This window comes from Paenibacillus sp. PK3_47 (genome assembly GCF_023520895.1).
GTDB lineage: Bacteria > Bacillota > Bacilli > Paenibacillales > Paenibacillaceae > Paenibacillus_AQ.
In genome coordinates this window covers 4,897,048-4,917,746 of the sequence record NZ_CP026029.1, presented here as the reverse complement: position 1 = coordinate 4,917,746, position 20,699 = coordinate 4,897,048, and the positions used below count along the sequence as shown (strand labels likewise).

Sequence of the window (20,699 nt, the reverse complement as noted above, 5' to 3'; positions counted from 1 at the left end):
GTCAAAACCTCCCCGTATTGGCTGTTCCTGAATACATCTCTTCATTGCACAGGTGCAGGCTCTTCAGGCCGAAATGAAGGTCTTCCCCCTCCTTGTCGAAATAAACCTGTTCATTTTTTGTTCGAAAAAGCTTCCTTAGCGCAAACGTTTGCAAAAAATGGCGGAAAAGCCCACCTCCATCTTTCGTTATGTACTGCAGACAACACAGCGCAAAACAAAAGCTTGTAAGCGCTTTTTTATCTTGTTTACCATAATAATCCGCCTTTTCCGCAATTGTCAACCTGTAGAATTAATCTGTCACTCTAGTTCTCTATCCTTCTCTTCTTCGCTAAAGCTTTAAAAAGTTGCGCAAATTTGCACAAGGCTGCATAATAGGTTTAGCACAACCGTATATAATTCATGCTCTAATAGCTAAAGAACCGTTTGCACAGTTTATATTATGAACTGGCCTGCCGGCAGATTCCTTTTCCTGCTGATGCCTATATCCGTTATGTAATCATGCCCGGCTCATGCCGTAATTTGGAAGATATCTGCTAATTTTTCACTTGTAATGTAAACCTGGGCCTCTGATCGGCTCTTAGCGAGACTTTCTCTATTTACAATTAACAGCACTTCGATTAATATTACTGTGTAAAGCAAACGGTTCCATAAGGAGGTTTCTATGACAGTTACCATAAAGGACGTGGCTAAGAAAGCGGGAGTATCTCCCTCCACTGTATCCCGGGTGTTGTCAGGTCATCCAAGAATTAGCCTAGAAACTTCCCGCAAAGTCAAAGTGATTATGGAGGAAATGGGCTACACTCCGAATATGATGGCCAAAAGCCTGGTTTCGAAGACCACTAACAGCATCTGCATCATCCTGCCGAAGCCTGCTGAAGAGCTGTTCTCCAATCTGTTTTTTATGGAATTAATCCGCGGGATCGTGACTCAGTCGAGCAGATCCGGTTATGATGTGTTGATTAGCTCCGGAGCGAACGAGAAGGAAGAGCTTGAAGCTGTCTCCCGGCTGCTCAAGGGCCGCCGTGTTGACGGTGTTATTCTGCTGTATTCACGTAAAGACGATGCGGTAATCGATTTTCTGGAATCTGGCGGATATCCCTTTGTCCTGGTAGGACGGAGTGACCGCTATGAGGATATATTATCTGTGGATAACGATAATGTTATGGCTGCTTTTGACGCAACAAACCATTTGATATCCATGGGTCATGAGCGTATCGGCTTTGTCAGCGGACCGCCCAACCTCATTGTTTCCCGCGACCGTCTTGAGGGCTACCGCAGAGCAATGGAGAGCAGCGGTCTGGAAATGCGGAGTGAATGGATTGTGGAAGGCGAGTTTCTGCAGGATAGCGGCTACAGGGCGATGTCGTTTTTTATGAATCTCCCGAACCGCCCTACAGCGCTGGTAGCAGTCGATGATATGGTCTCCTTTGGAGTATTGCGCGGACTGAACGAACTGAAATACAAGGTCCCGGAAGATCTGGCGATTGTCAGCTTTAACAACATTCCGTTATCGGAGCTCTCCAGCCCGCCGATCAGCAGTATTGACATCGGAATTTATCATCTTGGCTATACGGCTTCCCAGGTGCTTATCCAGACCATTCAGAAGCCGGATAACGATGATGGATATACTAACCGTTTTGTCATCCCCCACCGTCTGATCGTCAGAGAGTCATCCATGTATGCTCCCGGGAAGAAATGACCCCAGAAACAGGAATAAATGAAGCATAAAAGCTTCATTTATTTTTTGGATCTTTGTACAAACGTTTGCGCTAACTATGAAACGGCTTCATTGCAGGCTTCCGGAGCAAGTTTTGCGGAGAATGCCCAGGAAGCCATGCTATCAAAACTTAAGTTTATGCTTTCGAAGCAAGTTTTGCGAAGAATGCTCTGGAAGCCATGCTATCAAAACTTTTAGGAGGTTCCCACATGTCAGAAATCAAAGCCTGCCTGTTCGACCTGGACGGCGTGCTCGTAGACACCGCAAAATATCATTACATTGCCTGGAGAGAACTGGCGGAAGAACTTGGATTCCAGTTCACCGAGCAGGATAATGAACGCCTCAAAGGCGTAAGCCGGGCTGCTTCACTCAATATTCTGCTGGAGATCGGCGGAATCGAGCTGCCCGAAGCGGAAAAAGCCCGCCTGGCGGAGCAAAAAAACAACCGCTATGTAGAATACATCGCCAAAATGGACAGTTCGGAAATTCTGCCCGGTGCACTTGATTTCCTCAAGGAGTGCCGCAGCCGGGGAATTAAAGTAGCCCTCGGCTCAGCCAGCAAAAATGCGATGACTATTCTGAACAATACCGGCCTGACCCCTTATTTCGATGCCATCATTGACGGCACCCATACCAGTGCAGCCAAGCCGGACCCGGAAGTCTTTTTGCTCGGAGCCCAGGCATTGTCGGCCGAACCGGCCCATTGCGTGGTGTTCGAAGATGCGGAAGCAGGCATTCTCGCCGCAACCCGTGCAGGCATGCGCAGTGTCGGCATCGGTTCCCCCGAGACGCTGTCCGGAGCAAATATTGTAGTTCCCTCCCTGGCCGGCATCACTGTTTCCAGGCTGCAGGAGTCTTTTGCAAGCGTTTGATTCCTTACAGCGCTCTACTCAGCCCATTAGAATCATAAGGCCATACTTCATGAAATAGTTGGATTTCCTCCGTCTAATTCCATTATTTTCTCTGATTTATGATAATTAGGTGGAATTTCTCCACCTTTATCAGATCAAATGCCACTGTGAGGATAAAATCCAACGATTTAGGTGGAGTTTTTCCCACCAGGTTTATATTTCCCGTGTCTGGCGCGGAATGAAGTGGAGAAATTCCCACTAATCAAATCACTCACACCCTGTGAGACAGTTATATTAGAGATAACTATCAGCCAATGCTCGGCGGAGCGGCTTATACGTCCCGTAGGCGCAGGAACTAATAGTTCATTTTATATCATCCCCTATCCAAAAGGAGCCGGTAGCAATGAAACAATATTTAAAAATCGACGAATGGTCCATTATTGAAGAATCCTTTGATCCGCAGACGCAGGAAATTTCCGAAAGCATCTTCAGCATCGGGAACGGCTATATGGGCGGAAGAGCCAACTTTGAAGAGCAGTACAGCGGTCACAGCCTGCAGGGCAGCTACATGGCGGGTGTGTACTATCCGGACAAAACACGGGTCGGCTGGTGGAAAAACGGCTATCCGGAGTATTTTGCCAAGGTACTCAACAGCACCAACTGGATCGGCATCGGCATTGAAATCGACGGTACCCCGCTGGATCTGGCAGCATGCACGGTCAGCCAGTTCCGCCGCGTGCTGAATATGAAGGAAGGTACCCTTTCCCGCAGCTTCACGGCCGTGCTTGAAGACGGCAAGGAAATCAAAGTCGAGAGCATCCGCATTGTCAGCATGGCCCGCCACGAGATCGGAGCGATCCGCTATTCGATGATTCCGGTGAATTTTGACGGACAGCTTACAATTACGCCTTATCTGGACGGTGACATCAAGAACAAGGACGCCAACTACGACGAGAAGTTCTGGAATGAAGTCGAGAAAAAAGCTTCCCCTGAGGGCGGTTACCTCACTCTGAAGACGAAAAAGCTTGATTTTCACGTAACCTCCGCCTTTGCCTATGACATTCTGGTTAACGGAGAGAAGCTCACGGAAGAAGCCGAAGCTGTTGAACGCGATAAATATGTAGCCAGCAAAAACACGGTAAATGTACAGACAGGTGACCAGGTGGTTATTTATAAGTATGCTGCCAACGTCACTTCCCGCAATTACGGGCTGGGACAACTGGTGGAAGCTGCCCATACGGCGCTGGAAAGTGCCCGTGAGGCCGGCTTTGTAACGCTGTTGACCGAGCAATCCGCGGCTTGGGGTGAGAAGTGGAAGGAAAGCGATATTATCATTGAAGGTGATGTGTCGGCGCAGCAGGCGATCCGCTTTAATATTTTCCAGCTCAACCAGACGTATAACGGTGAAGATGACCGCCTGAACATTGGACCTAAAGGCTTTACCGGGGAAAAATACGGCGGCAGCACGTACTGGGATACTGAAGCTTACTGTGTGCCGTTCTATCTCAGCACTGCGGATTCCAGCATCGCCCGCAACCTGCTGATCTACCGCTACAAGCATCTGGAGAAGGCCAAGGAAAATGCCCGGAAGCTCGGCTTCAAAAAGGGTGCATTGTATCCGATGGTAACGATGAACGGCGAGGAATGCCACAATGAGTGGGAGATTACGTTTGAAGAGATCCACCGTAACGGTGCAATTGCTTATGCCATTTACAACTATGTGAACTATACCGGCGACAAAGCCTACCTCGGCCAATACGGCCTGGAGGTGCTGGTGGAAATCTCCCGCTTCTGGGAAGAACGCGTGCATTATGTACCGCGCAAGGACAAATATGTAATGCTCGGCGTAACCGGACCGAACGAATATGAGAATAACGTTAACAACAACTGGTACACCAATCGTATTGCCGCCTGGACGATGGAATATACGCTGGAGGCGCTGGCCTATCTGAAGGATAACGAAAGCAGCCGGTATGCTGAGCTTGCCGAGAAGCTGGAGCTTGCAGACAGTGAAACTGACAAGTGGAATGAAATCATCGCCAAAATGTACTATCCTGCGGATGAGGAGCTCGGTATTTTCCTGCAGCAGGACGGCTTCCTGGACAAGGAAATCATTCAGGTCAAGGACGTTCACCCGGAGAACCTTCCGCTGAATCAAAAATGGTCCTGGGACCGTATCCTGCGCTCCTGCTTCATCAAACAGGCTGATGTGCTCCAGGGACTATATTTCCTTGGCGACCGTTACGATCTGGATACCAAAAGACGGAATTTCGACTTCTATGAGCCGATTACCGTCCATGAGTCCTCCCTCTCCCCTTGCATCCATGCGATTCTCGCCTGCGAGCTGGGCTACAAGGAAAAGGCTTATGAAATGTATCTGCGCACCTCACGGCTTGATCTCGACAATTACAACAACGATACGGAAGACGGCTGCCATACCACAAGCATGGCGGGCACCTGGATGTCGGTTGTTCACGGCTTCGGCGGGCTTCGCGTACTGGCTGACCGCCTGGTACTGAACCCGTCCAATCCGGGACACTGGACCTCGTATTCGTTCAAAATCATGTTCCGCGGCTCCCGGCTTAAGGTCAACGTTACCGATGCACAGGTCACTGTTGTCAATGAAACGGACATTCCGGCTCCGGTTACTATTTTTGGCAAGGAATACACGGTGAACGGGCTTAGCAGCGTTACTGCTGAGGGGTCATCTGTAGCGGTTTGATTTGGGCCCCGGAGGGATTTATGCTCTTCGGGGTGTTTTTTTATAAGATGAACTTTAAAAAACAAATGGGCTACAGCCTTCACTTCGTTAATTTTGGACTTCGGCCGCTGTTGTATTTGAATTTCATCAAACACGTTAATTAAATAGAAAGAACCAGGATTGTTGATTTTGGGATTAGCCGGGATTACAGAGAATGTTTGGACTTCCGGCCGCTGTTGTCTGCAGATTTCTCTGATTTGTACCGCTATTCGCGGTAGAAATCCGCAGACAAAGGCGGACGCTATCGCTCCTACAGTTCCAAACTTCTCCTCCATCCCTTCTCCCTAAATTTTCAATTGTAAGTTCCATCTATTTAATTATGATAGAAATTCAAAGACAAAGGCGGACGCTGACGCTCCTACAGTTTCAAACTTCCCATACGTTACTACCGCCCACTTGTTAAATTTAAAAAATCATCTTATAACGTTTTGTTTGTTATAAAAAAACTATTACAAAAAAATTCTTTTTAAAGGAGTTAACTATCCATGAACAGAGCCTTTTGGAAAGAAGCCGTAGTCTACCAGATCTATCCCCGCAGCTTCCAGGACAGCAACGGAGACGGGATCGGCGATCTGCGGGGGATCATCTCCCGGCTGGATTATCTGCAGAAGCTGGGTGTCGATGTAGTCTGGATGTCGCCTGTCTATAAATCGCCGAACGATGACAACGGTTATGACATCAGCGATTATGAGGATATCATGGATGAATTCGGCACGCTCCAGGACTGGGAAGAGCTGCTGGCCGGGCTGCATGAACGCGGCATCAAGCTGATGATGGACCTCGTCATTAACCATTCCTCGGATGAGCACGCCTGGTTCGTGGAATCCCGCTCCTCGAAGGATAATCCGTACCGGGAATATTATATCTGGCGCCCGGGCGGTCCGGACGGCGAGCCGCCAAATAACTGGAGCTCTATCTTCAGCGGTTCGGCATGGGAGCTGGATGAAGCTACAGGGGAATATTATCTCCATCTTTTCTCGCGCAAGCAGCCGGATTTGAACTGGGAGAATCCCAAACTCCGCGAAGCCCTCTACAAAATGATGACCTTCTGGCTGGACAAGGGTGTAGACGGTCTGCGGATGGACGTAATTAACATGATCTCCAAGGTTGAGGGTCTGCCTTCTGTCCACAGGGATGATCTTGACCCCGGCAGACTGGCGGGCGGCGGCGAATATTATATGAACGGTCCAAGAGTCCATGAATATCTGCAGGAGATGAACCGGGAAGTCTTATCCAAATATGACGTTATGACCGTCGGCGAAACTCCTGGAGTCAGCGTGGAGGACGCCATTCTGTATACTGCCGAAGACCGCAAGGAGCTGCAGATGGTGTTCCAGTTTGAACACATGGATATCGACGCCGGGCCAGGCGGCAAATGGGAGATCATGCCCTGGAACCTCACAAAGCTGCGCGATATTCTGCACAAATGGCAGGTCGGGCTCGCAGAACAAGGCTGGAACAGCCTGTATCTGAACAATCATGACCAGCCGCGAATGGTATCGCGTTTTGGGCATGACGGAGAGTACCGTGTGCTCTCGGCCAAAATGCTGGCCACCCTGCTCCATACGCTGAAAGGCACACCTTATATTTATCAGGGTGAAGAAATCGGCATGACCAATGTAAAGTTCCCGGTGCTTGAGGATTACAAGGATATCGAGAGTCTGAATATGTACCGTGAAAAGGTCACGGAAGGCGGCGGGGATCATGATACGATCCTGAACGCTATCCATGCCAAAGGCCGGGATAATGCCCGTACCCCGATGCAGTGGGACGACTCTGCAAATGCAGGCTTTACTGAGGGTACGCCATGGCTTAAGGTCAACCCGAACTACAAGGATATCAATGTGCAGCAGGCGCTGGCGGACGATAATTCCATCTTTTATTACTACCAGAAGCTGATCTCCCTGCGCAAAGAGCATCTCATTATGACCTATGGTGAGTATAAGCTGCTGCTGCCGGAGCATGAATATGTATACGCTTATACCCGGACGCTGGAGGACGAACAATGGCTGATTCTGCTTAATTTCAGCGCGGATCCGCAAAGCGTAGAGCTGCCGCAGGAGCTGGCTGCCGTAACTTCAACCATTATCGGAAATTACGCGGATGAACCGGCTGCAGCGGAACGCGAAACCCTCCGGCCTTACGAAGCCCGGGTCTGCCGTCTTGGCAACTGACAGCTTGGCCTCTGATACGTTATACTTTGAGGACAACCTGTCAGCAGTGAGCAGAGAATAGCAGGACCGGGATTCTGCGGCGTGATAGTATGGTTCTAAAGGGAGATGGCGGACTTGGAATGGCTGATCCGGATGAAGGATGCTATGGATTATATGGAGAGTAAGATGACTGAAGATCTGCGAATTGAGGATGTGGCGAAGATCGCGCATGTGTCACCGTTTCATTTTCAGCGCATGTTCAGTATGCTGACCGGCTTCACCGTAGCCGATTATATCCGTAAACGCAGACTGACATTGGCCGCCCAGGAGCTGGCCAGCTCAAAGCTCAGAGTGCTGGATGTAGCGCTGAAATACGGATATGACTCTCCGGAAGCTTTCGCCAAGGCGTTCCGCAAGGCCCATGGGCTTACCCCCTCCGCCGCGCGTGAACCCGGGGTGCAGCTCAAGGCTTTTCCCCGCCTCTCTTTCCATCTGTCATTGAAGGGAGATCAGGAAATGGACTACAAAATCGTGGAGAAACCCGCTTTTACCGTCATCGGCAAATCAATGGAGGTAACCTGCCGGGACGGTGAGAATCACCGCAGAATCCCGCAGTTCTGGAACGAATGTAACACTGACGGCACTTCGGATCAGCTGATTGAGCTTGCATCACAAGAATACTGGCTTGGCATCTGTATGAGTATGGATATGGAGAAGGAGCTTTTGTCCTACTGGATCGGAGTAGAGGCAGATGAAGCTGCAGATCCGCAGGGGTATGAAACTGCCGTTGTCCCGGCGGCTAACTGGGCGGTCTTCACCTCCACCGGCCCGATGCCGCATGCCATCCAGAACGTCTGGGAACGGATCTATCAGGAGTGGTTCCCGTCTACCGGATATGAACATGCCGGCGGACCGGAGTTCGAATTATACCCTCCCGGTGATACGGCTGCCGAAGATTACGTGTGTGAAGTATGGATTCCGGTAGTAAAAAAATAACACCGTAGAGCTTGATACATGATGTTTATAAGGTAAAGACTATCCGTCAGGGTGGTCTTTTTTTCTATTATTTTGCGGAAAATTGTTTTGAGAATCGGCCAGGGCTTGGTATAATAGACAGGTTAAAAGGCTTACAGGCAAGAAAAATGTCATCCGAGATTCGGTGAAGGAGAAATCCATGTCTAATGTAAAGATTTTTTCAGACAGCACTTCCGATTTGCCGCAAGGCTGGAAGGAAACGTATGATATCGGGATCGTTCCCCTGTATGTCGTGTTTCAGGACGGCACTTACAAGGATGGTGTTGATATTACCCCGGAGGAAGTGTACCGCCGTGTAGCTGCGGGCGGAGCATTGCCCAAGACGGCTGCGCCATCTCCGGCTGACTTTATGGCTGCTTTTGAGCCTGTAATCAGCAGCGGAGGAGATATTGTATATATCAGCCTGTCCTCTTCCTTATCCTCTACATATCAGAACGCCCTGCTGGCTGCAGGAGAATTTCCGGAAGGCCGTGTGCGGGTCGTGGACTCCGAGACGTTATGCGGAGGCATCGCATTGCTGGTCATGAAGGCCGCCCGTGCAGCAGCAAAAGGCCACAGCAGCGCTGAAATCGCCAGCATGCTGGAGCAGTCCCGCAGCCGTGTGGAGACAGAGTTCGTTGTGGATAACCTCGATTACTTATATATGGGCGGACGCTGTTCAGGCATGCAGAACTTTATCGGCAGCCTGCTCAAAATCCGGCCTGTACTGCGCCTGATCGACGGCTCCATTGTTCCGGTAAGCAAAATCCGCGGCAAGAAGGAAAAAGCGGTCGAGCAAATGCTGCAGCACGCGCTTGCCAATGCCGGTGTGATCGATAAAGAGCTTCTGATCGTTGCCCATACGCTGGCGGAAGAAGATGCGAAGTATCTGGAGAAAGCCCTGCGTGAGCAGACTGACGTGAAAGAAATTGCCGTTATTCATGCAGGCTGTGTAATTGGCAGCCACTGCGGTCCGGCTACTGTGGGACTTATGTATATGCGTTAAAAGACTGCACACAAAACCAGCAAATCGCCGGAGTACCGGGATTTGCTGGTTTTTTATGTTGTGCTCCATAACCGGAAGCAGCCTATGCTTTTTTGACAAACTCCGATTTCAGCTTCATCGCGCCAAAGCCGTCGATTTTGCAGTCAATATCATGGTCACCGTCAACGAGGCGGATATTCTTCACCTTGGTGCCGATCTTCAGCACGGATGAGCTCCCTTTGACCTTGAGGTCTTTGATCACGGTTACAGTATCCCCATCCGCCAATATGTTGCCGTTGACATCCTTGACCACTTTGGAGTCTTCGCTGCTTCCGGTATCCGTGCCGGGAGTCCATTCATGCCCGCATTCCGGACAGACCAGCAGGTCTCCGTCTTCATATGTATACACTGAGCTGCACTGCGGACAATTCGGTAATTCATTCATTATTGCATTTCTCCATTCGTTATAAGTGCTTCCTTCTTAAGGATAAAATTCCGTTCCTTCCTCCGCATTTTCTCTCACAAAAGGCAGCATAAAGCGGAAGATCGAGCCGCGCCCTTCCTCGCTCTCCACAAAGATGGTCCCTCCCATCAGCTCGACCAGCTGCTTGCAGATGGCAAGGCCGAGACCCGTGCCGCCGTACTTGCGGTTAATGAACGGATGAAGCTGGGAGAAGGATTGGAAGAGCAGATTCAGCTTGCTGTCGGCTATGCCTACCCCGGTATCGCGGACGGAAAATTCCAGCAGGTATTCGGGAGAACCCGGCAGCGGAATGTTCTTCACAGACAAGGTTACGCTCCCCCGTTCCGTAAACTTCAGGGCATTTCCGACCAGATTGACAATGATCTGGCGCAGCCGGCTGGGATCGGTTGTCACCACTTCCGGAACACTCGTATCCGCCCACCAGCGCAAGGCGAGCTTCTTCTCCTCCGCCTTCGGCGTGAACAGATCAATAATCCCCTCAATCATCTCCCTGAGGTCGAATGTCTCCGACTGCAGCGGCATTTTGCCGGCTTCCATCTTGCTGAAATCCAGTATATCGTTCAGAATCTGCAGCAGGCTGTAGCTGCTGCTCCGCAAAATCTCTGCATAACTGCGCTGCTCCTCCACTAGCTCCGTTTCCAGCAGCAGATCAGCCATGCCGATCATCCCGTTCATGGGGGTACGAATCTCGTGGCTCATCATCGCCAGAAAGTCGGACTTGGCCTGGGCAGCCTGCTCAGCCGACTCCTTGGCCCGGAGAATCTCCCGTTCGTTCGTAATATCGCTGAAGGAAACAACGACTCCGCGGATTACATCCTGATCGAGCAGCGGGGCAATCCGGTAGTTAACGAAAAAGCTGGTGCCGTCCTTACGCCAGAAGATCTCATCATCATGGCTGCGGATGACTCCGTCTGCCAGCGTCAGCGTAATCGGGCAATCCTGTGCAGCATACCTTGAACCGTTGCTCCGGGTATGATGAATGTGATCCATCAGATACAATCCGGCCAGTTCGGAAGGGTCGTAACCCAGCATATCTGCTCCCTCGCGGTTAATAAAGATCGTTCTGCCTGAAGCATCCAGTCCGAAGATACCTGCGGATACAGAGTTCAGGATCATACTGTAGTAATTATCCTCCGATATATCCAGGGATGGTGCAGCCTCTTCTGTCCATGGCGAAGCTTCAAAAGCCCTGAGCCGGCGGAACCAATGCTGCAGCTGAACCGGGAGGCGGCCTGCAGGGCTTATGTGAATGACGGCGAATACGCCCGCCACCCCTTCTGCTGTCTTCAGCGGCACATAGGTAAGGACGGCGGGGTACGCATCTCCGCCAGTCTCATCCTGGATTTCAAAACCGGAGGCTTCCCCTTCCAGCGCTGCGGCGAAATGTGCCGCTCCAGGAAGGCACGGCTCTGACCCGGCAGGGCTTTCTTCTGACAGCAGTATTCCGCTGCCGTCCGCAAGGACGGTCCCGCGGTTACAGTCTACGTAATGCCCCTGCCTGTCCAGCACAATAACTAAATCCGGATGGTGCTCAAATAACGATCTATAAGCACTTCCTTGCGAATGCGCGCGGCCTAGAATAGCAGCCCAGTCTTTATGCATACCCCACCTCCTCATCCTGAACTAACATTGTCCGCTGCTCTTATGTGCTGTCTGTCCGAAAAATGCGGAATAACTCTAATTATGTAGAAATCCCTGAATTATTTTTTATTATAGCAAAAAATCTACATTTGGTCGCCAACAAAAACACTGGTGTTATGCGGTTTTCAAGGCAAAAAAGCCCCTCGGCAGACGGGCTGCGGATGCGGGCCGCATCCATTGTCCATCACAGCCGGAGGCTCAGTAATTATACTTCAAATCAGGCAATGTCCTTATGTTCGATATTGCGGAAGGAGAGATAGGCGATGCCAATCCCGATCAGGCTGAGGGAAAGAGCCACCCCTGCCTGATTTCCCAGCCGGAAGTTCCCAAAACCCGATGACAGCATGCTGACAACCAGGATCGCGGTCACAATGGTGGCCGGAACCGATTTTTTGCGCATACCGAAGAATAATGGAATCAGACCGATTCCCGCTGCATATACGGCATCAAGTGCTATACTTGGCAGCTCTGTAAGGAGCATTTGGGCCGTCAGCTGTCCCTGGATTACATCCTTCACATAATAGTCGATTCCTCCCAAAAGCACACTCAGTATAATATCGGAGGCAAAGATGCTGATCAGGGTGAACAGGAACACGATCATTAATTTGGCAGAAATCAGCTTTTTGCGGGAAATCGGGTACATGAACAGAACGGTAATCGTGTTATTTTTAAACTCATCAATGACCAGTTTGGCCAGCAGTACAGAAGCATAAATGATAAACGTCCCGTTTACAAAAACGTACAGACCTTCAAAAACATCGGTAAAGGTGCTGAATTCGCCCTCTTCGGTGAAAATGACAAGCGTCATAAAGGCGAGAATGGCCAGGTTCACGATCAGAATGCCTTTGATCCAACTGGTTTTATTTTTACGCAGCTCCAGTCTCATCAGCTTAAGCAACGCCGTCACCCCCCATCAGTTCCACAAAATAATCTTCCAGCGAGTGATGCTTCTTGCTCAGCCCTTCCAGCTCGACACCGGCATCCGCCATGGACTTGTTCAGCGCAAGCGGGGAGACATCGTCATAAATCCGCAGGGTCCGGGAGTCCAGAATTTTATAGTTGGATAATCCCAGTTTATGCTCCAGGACGTACACAGCTTTTGTTGCCTCGTGAGTAATAAGCTCGATATACTGTGTATTCCGGCTGCGGATCGTATCCATCGCCACTTCCTCGACCAGAACACCCTCACGGATCACGCCGATAGTGTCGGCGATCTGTTCAATCTCCCCCAGAATGTGGCTGGAGATCAGCAGCGTCATTCCATATTCCCGGCTCAGCATCCGGAACACCTCGCGCAGCTCCTTGATGCCCAGCGGGTCCAGACCGTTGATCGGTTCATCCAGAATGAGCAGCTCCGGCTTGGTCATCACGGCCCGGGCAATGCCCAGCCGCTGCTTCATCCCCAGAGAGAACTGCTTAACAGGCTTATGATCTGTGCCCGTTAGCTTCACCAGCTCCAGCGCTTCCTTAATCGCCTTCGGCTCGTAGTAGCCCATGTATTCACCGTGCAGCTCCAGATTTTCCTTGGCAGACAGCTTGTCATAGAACACAGGGTACTCAATGATGCTGCCCATGCGCTTCAGCATTTCATAAGAACGGGCCGTCATTTTCTCCCCGAAAAATTCAATCTCCCCCGCCGTCGGCTTGACCAGATTCGTGATCATTTTCATCACCGTAGTTTTGCCTGCACCGTTGGGTCCAAGAAAACCGTAAATCTCACCCTGCTTAATATTCATGTTGACGCTGTTCACGACTTCCTTGCCCTGAAAGACCTTGGTTAAATCCCATGTCCGCAATATGGCTGTCATATCCGTTTACCCCTTTGACTTCGTTTTGTTCTTCTTGAGTTTTATTGTACAGGGCGGAATTTTCTTTTTTATTACCTGAATCTTACGAAATTCTTAAGCTGCTCAGAAATTCATTCGGCGGAAGGTCAGGGTGAAGACGGTTTTGACAAAAGGCTTGCTGTGCAGCGAGATGGTTCCGTTCATTTGCTCGGTCAGTCTTTTGGTGATGGTGAGGCCGAGACCGCTGCCCTGGTAGTCCTTGTTGCGTGAATCTTCCAGCGTGTACAGCCGTTCGAACACTTTATCCTGATGGCTCTCGGCAATTCCTTTGCCCCGGTCCCATACCTCAATACACACCTGTTCCTCATCACTGTGCAGCTTCAGCCCAAGTATGCCGCCGGCACCGCCGTAGGTTATGGCATTGGCCAGCAGATTGGAGAGCACCCGGTCCAGCGCTTCCTCGTTGCCCAAAATGTAGACCGGTTCATCGGGAATGTCCAGCTGCACCTCACTGCCGCCTGCAGTGACCCGGTCGTAAAAGGAAAGCAGATTCTTCCGGCACACTTCGCCAACCTCAATCCTGTGAAGCGGGATTTCCTTATCCCCGGACTCCAGCTTGGCCAGATCAAAAAAACGGTTCATCAGCGAGATGACCTCCTCCGCCTTGCCGTGAATGGTCCGCAGCATCCGCTCGCGTTCCTCAGGCTGCATCCCGCCGTCCTGCAGAATGGTCTCTATGTAACCGAGCACCACCGTCAGCGGAGTCTTAAGGTCATGGGAAATATTCGCAAGCATGTTCCGCATGGATTTCTCCATCCGGGCGCGCTCCACAGCTCCCTTATGATTGACATCGAGCAGCCGGTTAAGGTCGGTCAGCAGCTTTTGCAGCGCCGGACTGCTGTCAAAGACAAGCAGTCTTTCATGCGAACCCGCAGCAATAATGCCCTCCAGCTTGGTATGTGTATATTCCAGCTGCCTGGCGTGCTGCCGGGCATTTATATACTGCCGCAGGATCACCAGCAGAAGCAGAACAATGATCATACAGAGAAAGACTGTCATCAGGGCGTATCCTCCAGCTTGTAGCCGATTCCCCACAGGGTTTTGATATATTCCGGGTGTGACGGGTCGTCCTCAATCTTCTCTCTTAATCTCCGCATATGTACATTGATCACATTCTCATCACCATAGTAATCCTCTTCCCAGACGAGACTGTAAATCTGCGCTTTGGTATAGACTCTGCCGGGATGGCTGACAAACAGCTTCAGGATGTGGAATTCCTTGGCGGTCAGCTTCAGCTCCTCCCCGTTCTTCAGCACAGAGAAATTGCCGAGATCGACAGTCAGTCCGCGCAGGGAGATTGTATTTGTTTTGTCTGAGAGGCTGCTATCCGTGCCGGAACGGACAGAGGCGTATCCCGCCCTGCGGATTGCCGCCTTTACCCTGGCTGCCAGCTCGATCATCGAAAAAGGCTTTGTAATATAGTCGTCCGCACCAAATCCAAGCCCCAGGGCCTTGTCCACATCGCTATCCTTGGCAGACATGATCAGCACCGGCACCAGGCTTCCGGCCCGGATGGTCTGGAGTATATCCATACCGCTGCGCCCCGGCAGCATCAAATCCAGCAGCACCAGGTCGTAGGGACCGCTGTTATGTATTTTTTGTTCCGCAGCCTCGCCGTCAAAAGCCGCCTCCACCTCATAGCCCTCTCTCGCCAGATAAGAGCTTACCATTGTACTAATGTCCCTATCATCCTCAATCAACAGCACACGCTGCGCCATTTCTGCACCCTCCTGCATCAACCTGTCATTAGGTTAAAGTATAGCAACTTCGCTGCAGGAGAGCAGCAACATTTTGGATTAGCGTGGCTTACACTGCGTTTGAAGAGAAGTCCTAACCTGGGCAGTTCCCGGATGTTATGCGGCTGGATGCAGCTGTTTTGCAGCTGTTATGCGGCGGTCACTCTTTTTCGTACAAATCCCACCACGGCATTTCGGTATTAAAAATTAATATAAAGTAATGATGCTCCGGGTCGTCCTTCAGCTCAACAATGCGGTCACCGGTCTGCGTGATTCCGAGGGCCTTCCGCTTGATTTTGCCATCGTATTCCGTCTGATCTGCCGTTCCGCGGTAGACATAGGTCCCGTACTTTGGGCTCGACAGCTCCCGCTGCTGATTTACGGTGAACGGCTCGTACGTCGGGAAAAACGTGTTTTTGATAAAAAAGCCTATCCATACCGCGAGTCCGATAAAGATGATGGCTGCTGTGAGGCGGATAATCAGTTTCTTTTTTGAACGCTGCTGGTTCATGAGTGTGAACTGCTCCTTTCTGCTTCAAGACACTATCTTCCAATAACTAGGTTATAGTGTTAATTCGTCGAACGGGGCGGAAATCCTTTATGTAGGAAAATGGGCCAACGTTAGGGGGATTGAGTCTGATGTATGCGAAAAATTGAGTACATTACGGCTCCGCCAAGAAATTGTATCGCAACGTTTGAACAGATAAGCGGCATTTCTGCGGGGAACAAAAATAACCGGCCGGGACTCTCTCCCGCCGGCTGATCAACTTTGACGAAAATCAGGATTGGTTTGTGATATACTGAACAAAAGGAGAGTGAACTAGATGTCAATTTCCAAGGAACAATTAGAGCAAAGTTTTCAGGGCAAATCTTACGTAGACCTTAAAGACCTGGTCCAGCTAATTGAAGAAAACTTTGGATTCAATGTTACGCTGCAAAGAAAAGATGAACAGCCTACATTTACAGAAGAACAAAAGAAGCGAATGACTTCAGTCATTTTTAAAGATGAAGGCGTTTTGTCCCAGCTCCGACAAGCCCATCGAGACCGCGAAAATGGAATTTCAACATACAGTAACAACGAAGAGGAATTTGCTCAATTACTGAAAGAGGTCCAGAATGAACAATGACAGTTACAATGTTCTGTGGACCACTTACGCTCGGGTAGCTCTCGCCCGCATGGGCAAGTTTAAAGTAGATCCAACAAACGTTTTTAAGCGTTCTATAAATATTCTGGAGGATGAACCCCAATACAAGGCTGATGGAATATCGGACTTTCCTGGTTTTGAGTTTAACGGATACTACTGGCTGCTAATCAGTAACGTAATCATTATATACAGGATTGACGAGGAGCTTCGCGAAGTGTATGTCGACGCTTTTTACTTTGCAAATACAGGGTTATCGCATTATATTTTTTGGGGAATCGATCCAGATGAAGAATAGCCTAGCCCACAGAAGCATTAGCTACGGGGTTAGGCTATTTTTTGTCCTAAACACTTCAGTCTCAACAAGCCATTTCTGGATCTTTGGTTCACTGATTTTTCAAAAGCATTCTTAACCCGTTTCTTCGTGTTTACTCCTTCATTATCACATAGTTCATATAATGTCTCCCTACTTCTTTCTCCCCAACATACTCTCCCCCTCCCGCCCATATACATAACTAAGAAACGTGTTCCTATATAGGAACGGCTGCGGCGCAGATCAGAACCATTTGCGGCAGGCAGCAAGCTGGGAGGAGCGATGGATCATGCCTGGTGAAGATGAGATCAAAGCGCTCGAACGGTCAATTGCCGAGATTACGGAGATTGCTACCGGGTTCGGGCTTGATTTTTATCCGATGCGTTATGAGATATGTCCGGCTGACATTATTTATACTTTTGGTGCCTATGGGATGCCTACCCGGTTCGGGCACTGGAGCTTCGGTAAGACTTTTCACAAAATGAAATCGCAGTACGACTTCGGCCTCAGCAAAATCTATGAGCTCGTTATCAACTCCAATCCGTGTTATGCCTTCCTGCTAGACGGGAATTCGCTGATCCAGAACAAGCTGATCGTGGCGCATGTGCTGGCGCATTGCGATTTTTTCAAAAACAATATGCGTTTTTCTGCATCCAACCGGGATATGGTCGAGAGCATGTCAGCCACAGCTGACCGGATAGCCGGTTACTCGGTGACTTACGGGACAGATGCCGTTGAGAGCTTTATTGACTCCGTGCTGGCGATTCAGGAGCATATTGATCCCAGTCTGATCCAGCCGCGCAAGCTGGGCAAAAGTGATCTGCTGGAAGCCAAAATGAAAGAACGCAAAGATACACCTGCGCCTCAGTCTGCGCCAAGCCCCTACAGTGAGCTGTGGAATCTCGATCAGGCCAAAGCCGCTGTCCAGGGACCGGACCCTGCGGCCAGACGCAACTTCCCTCCGGAGCCGGAAAAAGACATCGTCTGGTTCATCCAGCAATACTCGACAGTGCTTGAGGACTGGCAGCGCGACATTATGACCATGCTCCGTGACGAGATGCTCTATTTCTGGCCGCAGATGGAGACGAAGATCATGAACGAAGGCTGGGCTTCGTATCGCCAAGGTGCTTACGAAAAAGACACCCAATCGGGTGCCTTTGTTGTTTATTTGCTGTTTGCCAGAAAATCCTCTAAAAGCTTCAATGCACTTTCCTCGCTTGGGTCGTTTGTGTCAAGTTCTCCCCGCAAGGATTTTGTAACGATTGACTTCTCAATATTTCCCAATATCTTTGATAAGCTTTCAAAATCAATTAATGATTCTTTTTCAAGTAACGTTTCGATTTTTTTGATTATTTCAGTTTGTACTTCAATTGGTGCAACAGGGAACATGAACTTTCGAATAGTAGTTACGTTAACCCTTGGTGAAGTCGTTTGAGAAACATTTTTCATGGCTTGCTTAAAAATGATTAATGAATTCATTCCAAACAAGAAGTATTTATATTGAACTATACTAGGATTTGGTCTAAGTAAAACAAGTCTTTGGGCTAAACATACCTTTTGATCTTCGATCATTCCAGCATTACCAGCATTCATCATGATCCCTGCTCCTTCTCGACAGTAGATCACATCACCATACTTAGGAATTGTTCTCTTAGTACGTTCCATATACTCTTCTTCAGATACCTTTTTTGAATCTGATAAATCAATTTTTGCAAATCCTATATCTGATGTTCTTAGAGCTGGAATACCTTCCTCAACGTATTTAGGAGTCGAATGTGGACAATCGATTATGTCCTCACATATTGCTTCAACTGTACTCCAACGCCAACCTTCAGGTAATTTAAAAGGAGTTTCCTTTTCTGTAGATTGTGTTTCACATTCCACACTCTGCCACTTCTCCGTCAACTCCCCACGAAAAGCCCTCTCCAAAATTGCCGCTCGACGAAGTTCAAATGTTTCTTTGGCTTCTTCGATTAGTTGTTTGGCTTGATTGATTTTATTAAGTAGTCTTTCGACTTTACCAGCAATTCGTTTTTGTTCTATAATCGGTGGCAATGCTACTTCTAAATTCTTTACAACTTCTGAATTTATATTAACCTGTGCCGCACCTTTGGCTTTATTAAGCATTCTGTTTAATGCTGCAACTAAGTAATAATAAAGATATTCTTTATTTAATATTTCCTTATTTTCTTCAATTTTAACAAACCCATCGTGTATACAAACCCCAACTTTAGTTATTGCTGGACGCCCGACGGATGCACTAATACTTAATACGATTGTATCAGGCTCCACCCAAACACTTTTCTCTTTTCCTTCTTCAGTTACAGTATCTTCGGTTTCAAATATATACTTACCTTGTTTAGTTACGTCCGAAATTTTCAACCATGGAATTAATCCATTGAAGTATTTAGGATCACCTTTAGGTCTTGGAGAAGCTCCTCTTTTTATCACAGAAATATTGCCTAGCTTAACCCATACCCAATTTTCAGGTACTTTATAAGGCTGTTCCTCCACAGGAACCAACGCCTCTTGCAGTAATTCCTCTGCTGTCTTTCCTTTATTCTTACTCATACGTTATACTCTCCACGAGTCTCAGCAACCTGAAGCAGCTCTTGACGATCTTCAGCGGTATATTCTGATTTGCTTTCTACCGACTTAAGCTCCGCTACAACTTCAAGCAACAGGGTCATGGCTTCGTCCAGCTTAGCAATCGCCAATTCCGCCGATTCAATTGGATCAGGCAAATTATCATAAGCAGATAATGACTCATCCGCAATCAGTCCAATATCCAGACTATCGTCCTTTTTACGGATGTCCTCACGAGTAAATATATTAAATCTCTCATCCTGTACACTACTACGATCAGCCGCCGTAAAAGCTTCTACAAACGCATCAAAATGCGCAGTAGTCAGCGGAGTTCGCTTCCCGAAGCTCGGCATATTTGTCCGCAGGTCGTATACCCAAACGTTCTTTGTACTGTCCTTATCCGTCTTCTCACGGGTGAAAAATAGAACATTCGTCTTAACCCCTTGAGCATAAAAAATACCTGTAGGAAGCCGCAAAATCGTGTGCAAGTTACACTTGTCCATCAAGTCCGCGCGAATTTTTGCTCCCACACCGCCTTCAAACAACACGTTATCTGGAAGAACCACCGCTGCGCGAGCTTTCCCGTTTGCTTTTAATGCCCGATAAATATGCTGTAAGAAATTCAACTGCTTATTGGAAGTAATAAAAGTTAAGTCGTCACGCGTAAGTCCTTCTCCGCCTTGTTTGGTACCAAACGGTGGATTAGTCAAGATCACATCGTAATTCTTCAAACCTTTACCAAGATCGGAAAGTGTATCTCCCAGCATAATATCTCCATGCAGATCATGAAGCATTGCATTCATCATCGCCAAGCGATGGGTATCTTTAACTAACTCTACCCCAGTAAAAGCTTCATTTCTCTGAAACTCCGCTTCTTTTTCGCTCAGATCAAAATAATCATCGGTCTTGCTCCGAATATAGCTATCTGCTGCAATCATAAAACCAAACGTGCCTGCCGCAGGGTCATTACAACGTTCGCCTGGCTGCGGATCAGCCAGCTTCACAATCACATCAATCAATGGACGTGGTGTGAAATATTGCCCTGCTCCCGATTTGGTTTCACTCGCATTCTTCTCCAGCAGTCCTTCGTACAGATCTCCGAGCCCTTCTTCCTTGGCGGAATACCAGTCGAGCAGATCAATGGAACGCACAATTTTCTCCAGATTCTTGGGTTCGTCGATGTTGGAGCTGGCATTCATATAAATCTGCTTGATAATCTCATTACCTTCTTTGCCAAGGTCAAGCAGCAGTTGACGGTAGTGTTGGGTTAATTCTAAACCATGCCGCTCCTGCAGCGAATCCCAGCGATATTGTTCAGGCAGAATGCCTTCGTTATTCGTTTCCTTCATCATTTTAAGGAATAATAAATAAGTAAGTTCCGTTACATATTGGTGATACGTGATGCCGTCATCACGCAGTACATTACACAGGTTCCAAAGCTTTTGTACAATTTCCTGATTCCTCATGGT

General features: G+C 48.8%; 18 protein-coding genes and 1 pseudogene. 9 read left to right on the top strand and 10 right to left on the bottom strand.

Annotation, left to right across the window (positions count from 1 at the left end):
• Position 1: 1 nt before the first annotated feature.
• Positions 2 to 280 (bottom strand): hypothetical protein, encoded by a 279-nt coding sequence (locus C2I18_RS21390; protein WP_249897745.1) that lies wholly within the window; start codon positions 278 to 280, stop codon positions 2 to 4.
• Positions 281 to 661: 381 nt separating this feature from the next.
• On the opposite strand from C2I18_RS21390, the gene C2I18_RS21385 reads away from it, so the two are divergent.
• From C2I18_RS21385 to C2I18_RS21360, 6 genes are all read left to right on the top strand, one after another.
• Positions 662 to 1,699, top strand: a complete 1,038-nt coding sequence (locus tag C2I18_RS21385; protein WP_249897744.1) for a LacI family DNA-binding transcriptional regulator — start codon at positions 662 to 664, stop codon at positions 1,697 to 1,699.
• A gap of 227 nt (positions 1,700 to 1,926) precedes the next feature.
• Positions 1,927 to 2,589, top strand: coding sequence for a beta-phosphoglucomutase (pgmB, locus tag C2I18_RS21380; protein ID WP_249897743.1), 663 nt, complete (start codon positions 1,927 to 1,929; stop codon positions 2,587 to 2,589).
• Positions 2,590 to 2,971: 382 nt separating this feature from the next.
• The gene (locus C2I18_RS21375) at positions 2,972 to 5,290 is read left to right on the top strand and encodes a glycoside hydrolase family 65 protein (protein WP_249897742.1); all 2,319 of its coding nucleotides are present in this window, start codon (positions 2,972 to 2,974) and stop codon (positions 5,288 to 5,290) included.
• Positions 5,291 to 5,814: 524 nt separating this feature from the next.
• Positions 5,815 to 7,503 carry a glycoside hydrolase family 13 protein gene (locus C2I18_RS21370; RefSeq protein WP_249897741.1) on the top strand — a complete coding sequence of 563 codons (1,689 nt, stop codon included), beginning with the start codon at positions 5,815 to 5,817 and terminating at the stop codon, positions 7,501 to 7,503.
• A gap of 114 nt (positions 7,504 to 7,617) precedes the next feature.
• The gene (locus C2I18_RS21365; RefSeq protein WP_249897740.1) at positions 7,618 to 8,478 is read left to right on the top strand and encodes an AraC family transcriptional regulator; all 861 of its coding nucleotides are present in this window, start codon (positions 7,618 to 7,620) and stop codon (positions 8,476 to 8,478) included.
• Between the two features lie 178 nt (positions 8,479 to 8,656).
• Positions 8,657 to 9,502, top strand: a complete 846-nt coding sequence (locus tag C2I18_RS21360) for a DegV family protein (RefSeq protein WP_249897739.1) — start codon at positions 8,657 to 8,659, stop codon at positions 9,500 to 9,502.
• A gap of 82 nt (positions 9,503 to 9,584) precedes the next feature.
• Here the strand turns inward: C2I18_RS21360 and C2I18_RS21355 are convergent, their stop codons facing one another.
• The 7 genes from C2I18_RS21355 to C2I18_RS21325 form a co-directional block, all read right to left on the bottom strand.
• A complete protein-coding gene (locus tag C2I18_RS21355; RefSeq protein ID WP_249897738.1) occupies positions 9,585 to 9,926 on the bottom strand; it encodes a zinc ribbon domain-containing protein YjdM in 342 nt (113 codons plus the stop codon).
• Positions 9,927 to 9,962: 36 nt separating this feature from the next.
• Entirely contained in the window at positions 9,963 to 11,567 is a 1,605-nt protein-coding gene (locus tag C2I18_RS21350) for an ATP-binding protein (protein WP_249897737.1), read from the bottom strand.
• Positions 11,568 to 11,823: 256 nt separating this feature from the next.
• Positions 11,824 to 12,513, bottom strand: coding sequence for an ABC transporter permease (locus tag C2I18_RS21345; RefSeq protein WP_249897736.1), 690 nt, complete (start codon positions 12,511 to 12,513; stop codon positions 11,824 to 11,826).
• Positions 12,497 to 13,414 (bottom strand): ABC transporter ATP-binding protein, encoded by a 918-nt coding sequence (locus tag C2I18_RS21340; protein ID WP_249897735.1) that lies wholly within the window; start codon positions 13,412 to 13,414, stop codon positions 12,497 to 12,499. The genes C2I18_RS21345 and C2I18_RS21340 overlap by 17 nt, the downstream gene beginning before the upstream one ends.
• Positions 13,415 to 13,516: 102 nt before the next feature.
• The gene (locus tag C2I18_RS21335) at positions 13,517 to 14,452 is read right to left on the bottom strand and encodes a sensor histidine kinase (RefSeq protein WP_249897734.1); all 936 of its coding nucleotides are present in this window, start codon (positions 14,450 to 14,452) and stop codon (positions 13,517 to 13,519) included.
• Positions 14,452 to 15,171, bottom strand: a complete 720-nt coding sequence (locus tag C2I18_RS21330; RefSeq protein ID WP_275100937.1) for a response regulator transcription factor — start codon at positions 15,169 to 15,171, stop codon at positions 14,452 to 14,454. The genes C2I18_RS21335 and C2I18_RS21330 overlap by 1 nt, the downstream gene beginning before the upstream one ends.
• Positions 15,172 to 15,349: 178 nt before the next feature.
• Positions 15,350 to 15,700, bottom strand: a complete 351-nt coding sequence (locus tag C2I18_RS21325; RefSeq protein WP_249897733.1) for a hypothetical protein — start codon at positions 15,698 to 15,700, stop codon at positions 15,350 to 15,352.
• A 313-nt stretch (positions 15,701 to 16,013) separates the two neighbouring features.
• Between C2I18_RS21325 and C2I18_RS21320 the strand changes: the two genes are divergently transcribed.
• From C2I18_RS21320 to C2I18_RS21310, 3 genes are all read left to right on the top strand, one after another.
• Entirely contained in the window at positions 16,014 to 16,316 is a 303-nt protein-coding gene (locus C2I18_RS21320) for a hypothetical protein (protein WP_249897732.1), read from the top strand.
• Positions 16,306 to 16,629, top strand: coding sequence for a hypothetical protein (locus C2I18_RS21315; RefSeq protein ID WP_249897731.1), 324 nt, complete (start codon positions 16,306 to 16,308; stop codon positions 16,627 to 16,629). The genes C2I18_RS21320 and C2I18_RS21315 overlap by 11 nt, the downstream gene beginning before the upstream one ends.
• Before the next feature lie 304 nt (positions 16,630 to 16,933).
• Positions 16,934 to 18,079 (top strand): SpoVR family protein, encoded by a 1,146-nt coding sequence (locus C2I18_RS21310; protein ID WP_481857827.1) that lies wholly within the window; start codon positions 16,934 to 16,936, stop codon positions 18,077 to 18,079.
• Here the strand turns inward: C2I18_RS21310 and C2I18_RS21305 are convergent.
• Both C2I18_RS21305 and C2I18_RS21300 read right to left on the bottom strand, forming a co-directional pair.
• Positions 18,025 to 19,215: pseudogene (locus C2I18_RS21305) on the bottom strand (restriction endonuclease subunit S); the annotation flags it as partial. The gene C2I18_RS21310 and the pseudogene C2I18_RS21305 overlap by 55 nt on opposite strands.
• Positions 19,212 to 20,696 (bottom strand): class I SAM-dependent DNA methyltransferase, encoded by a 1,485-nt coding sequence (locus C2I18_RS21300; RefSeq protein WP_249897729.1) that lies wholly within the window; start codon positions 20,694 to 20,696, stop codon positions 19,212 to 19,214. The pseudogene C2I18_RS21305 and the gene C2I18_RS21300, both read right to left, overlap by 4 nt.
• Between the last annotated feature and the right edge of the window lie 3 nt (positions 20,697 to 20,699).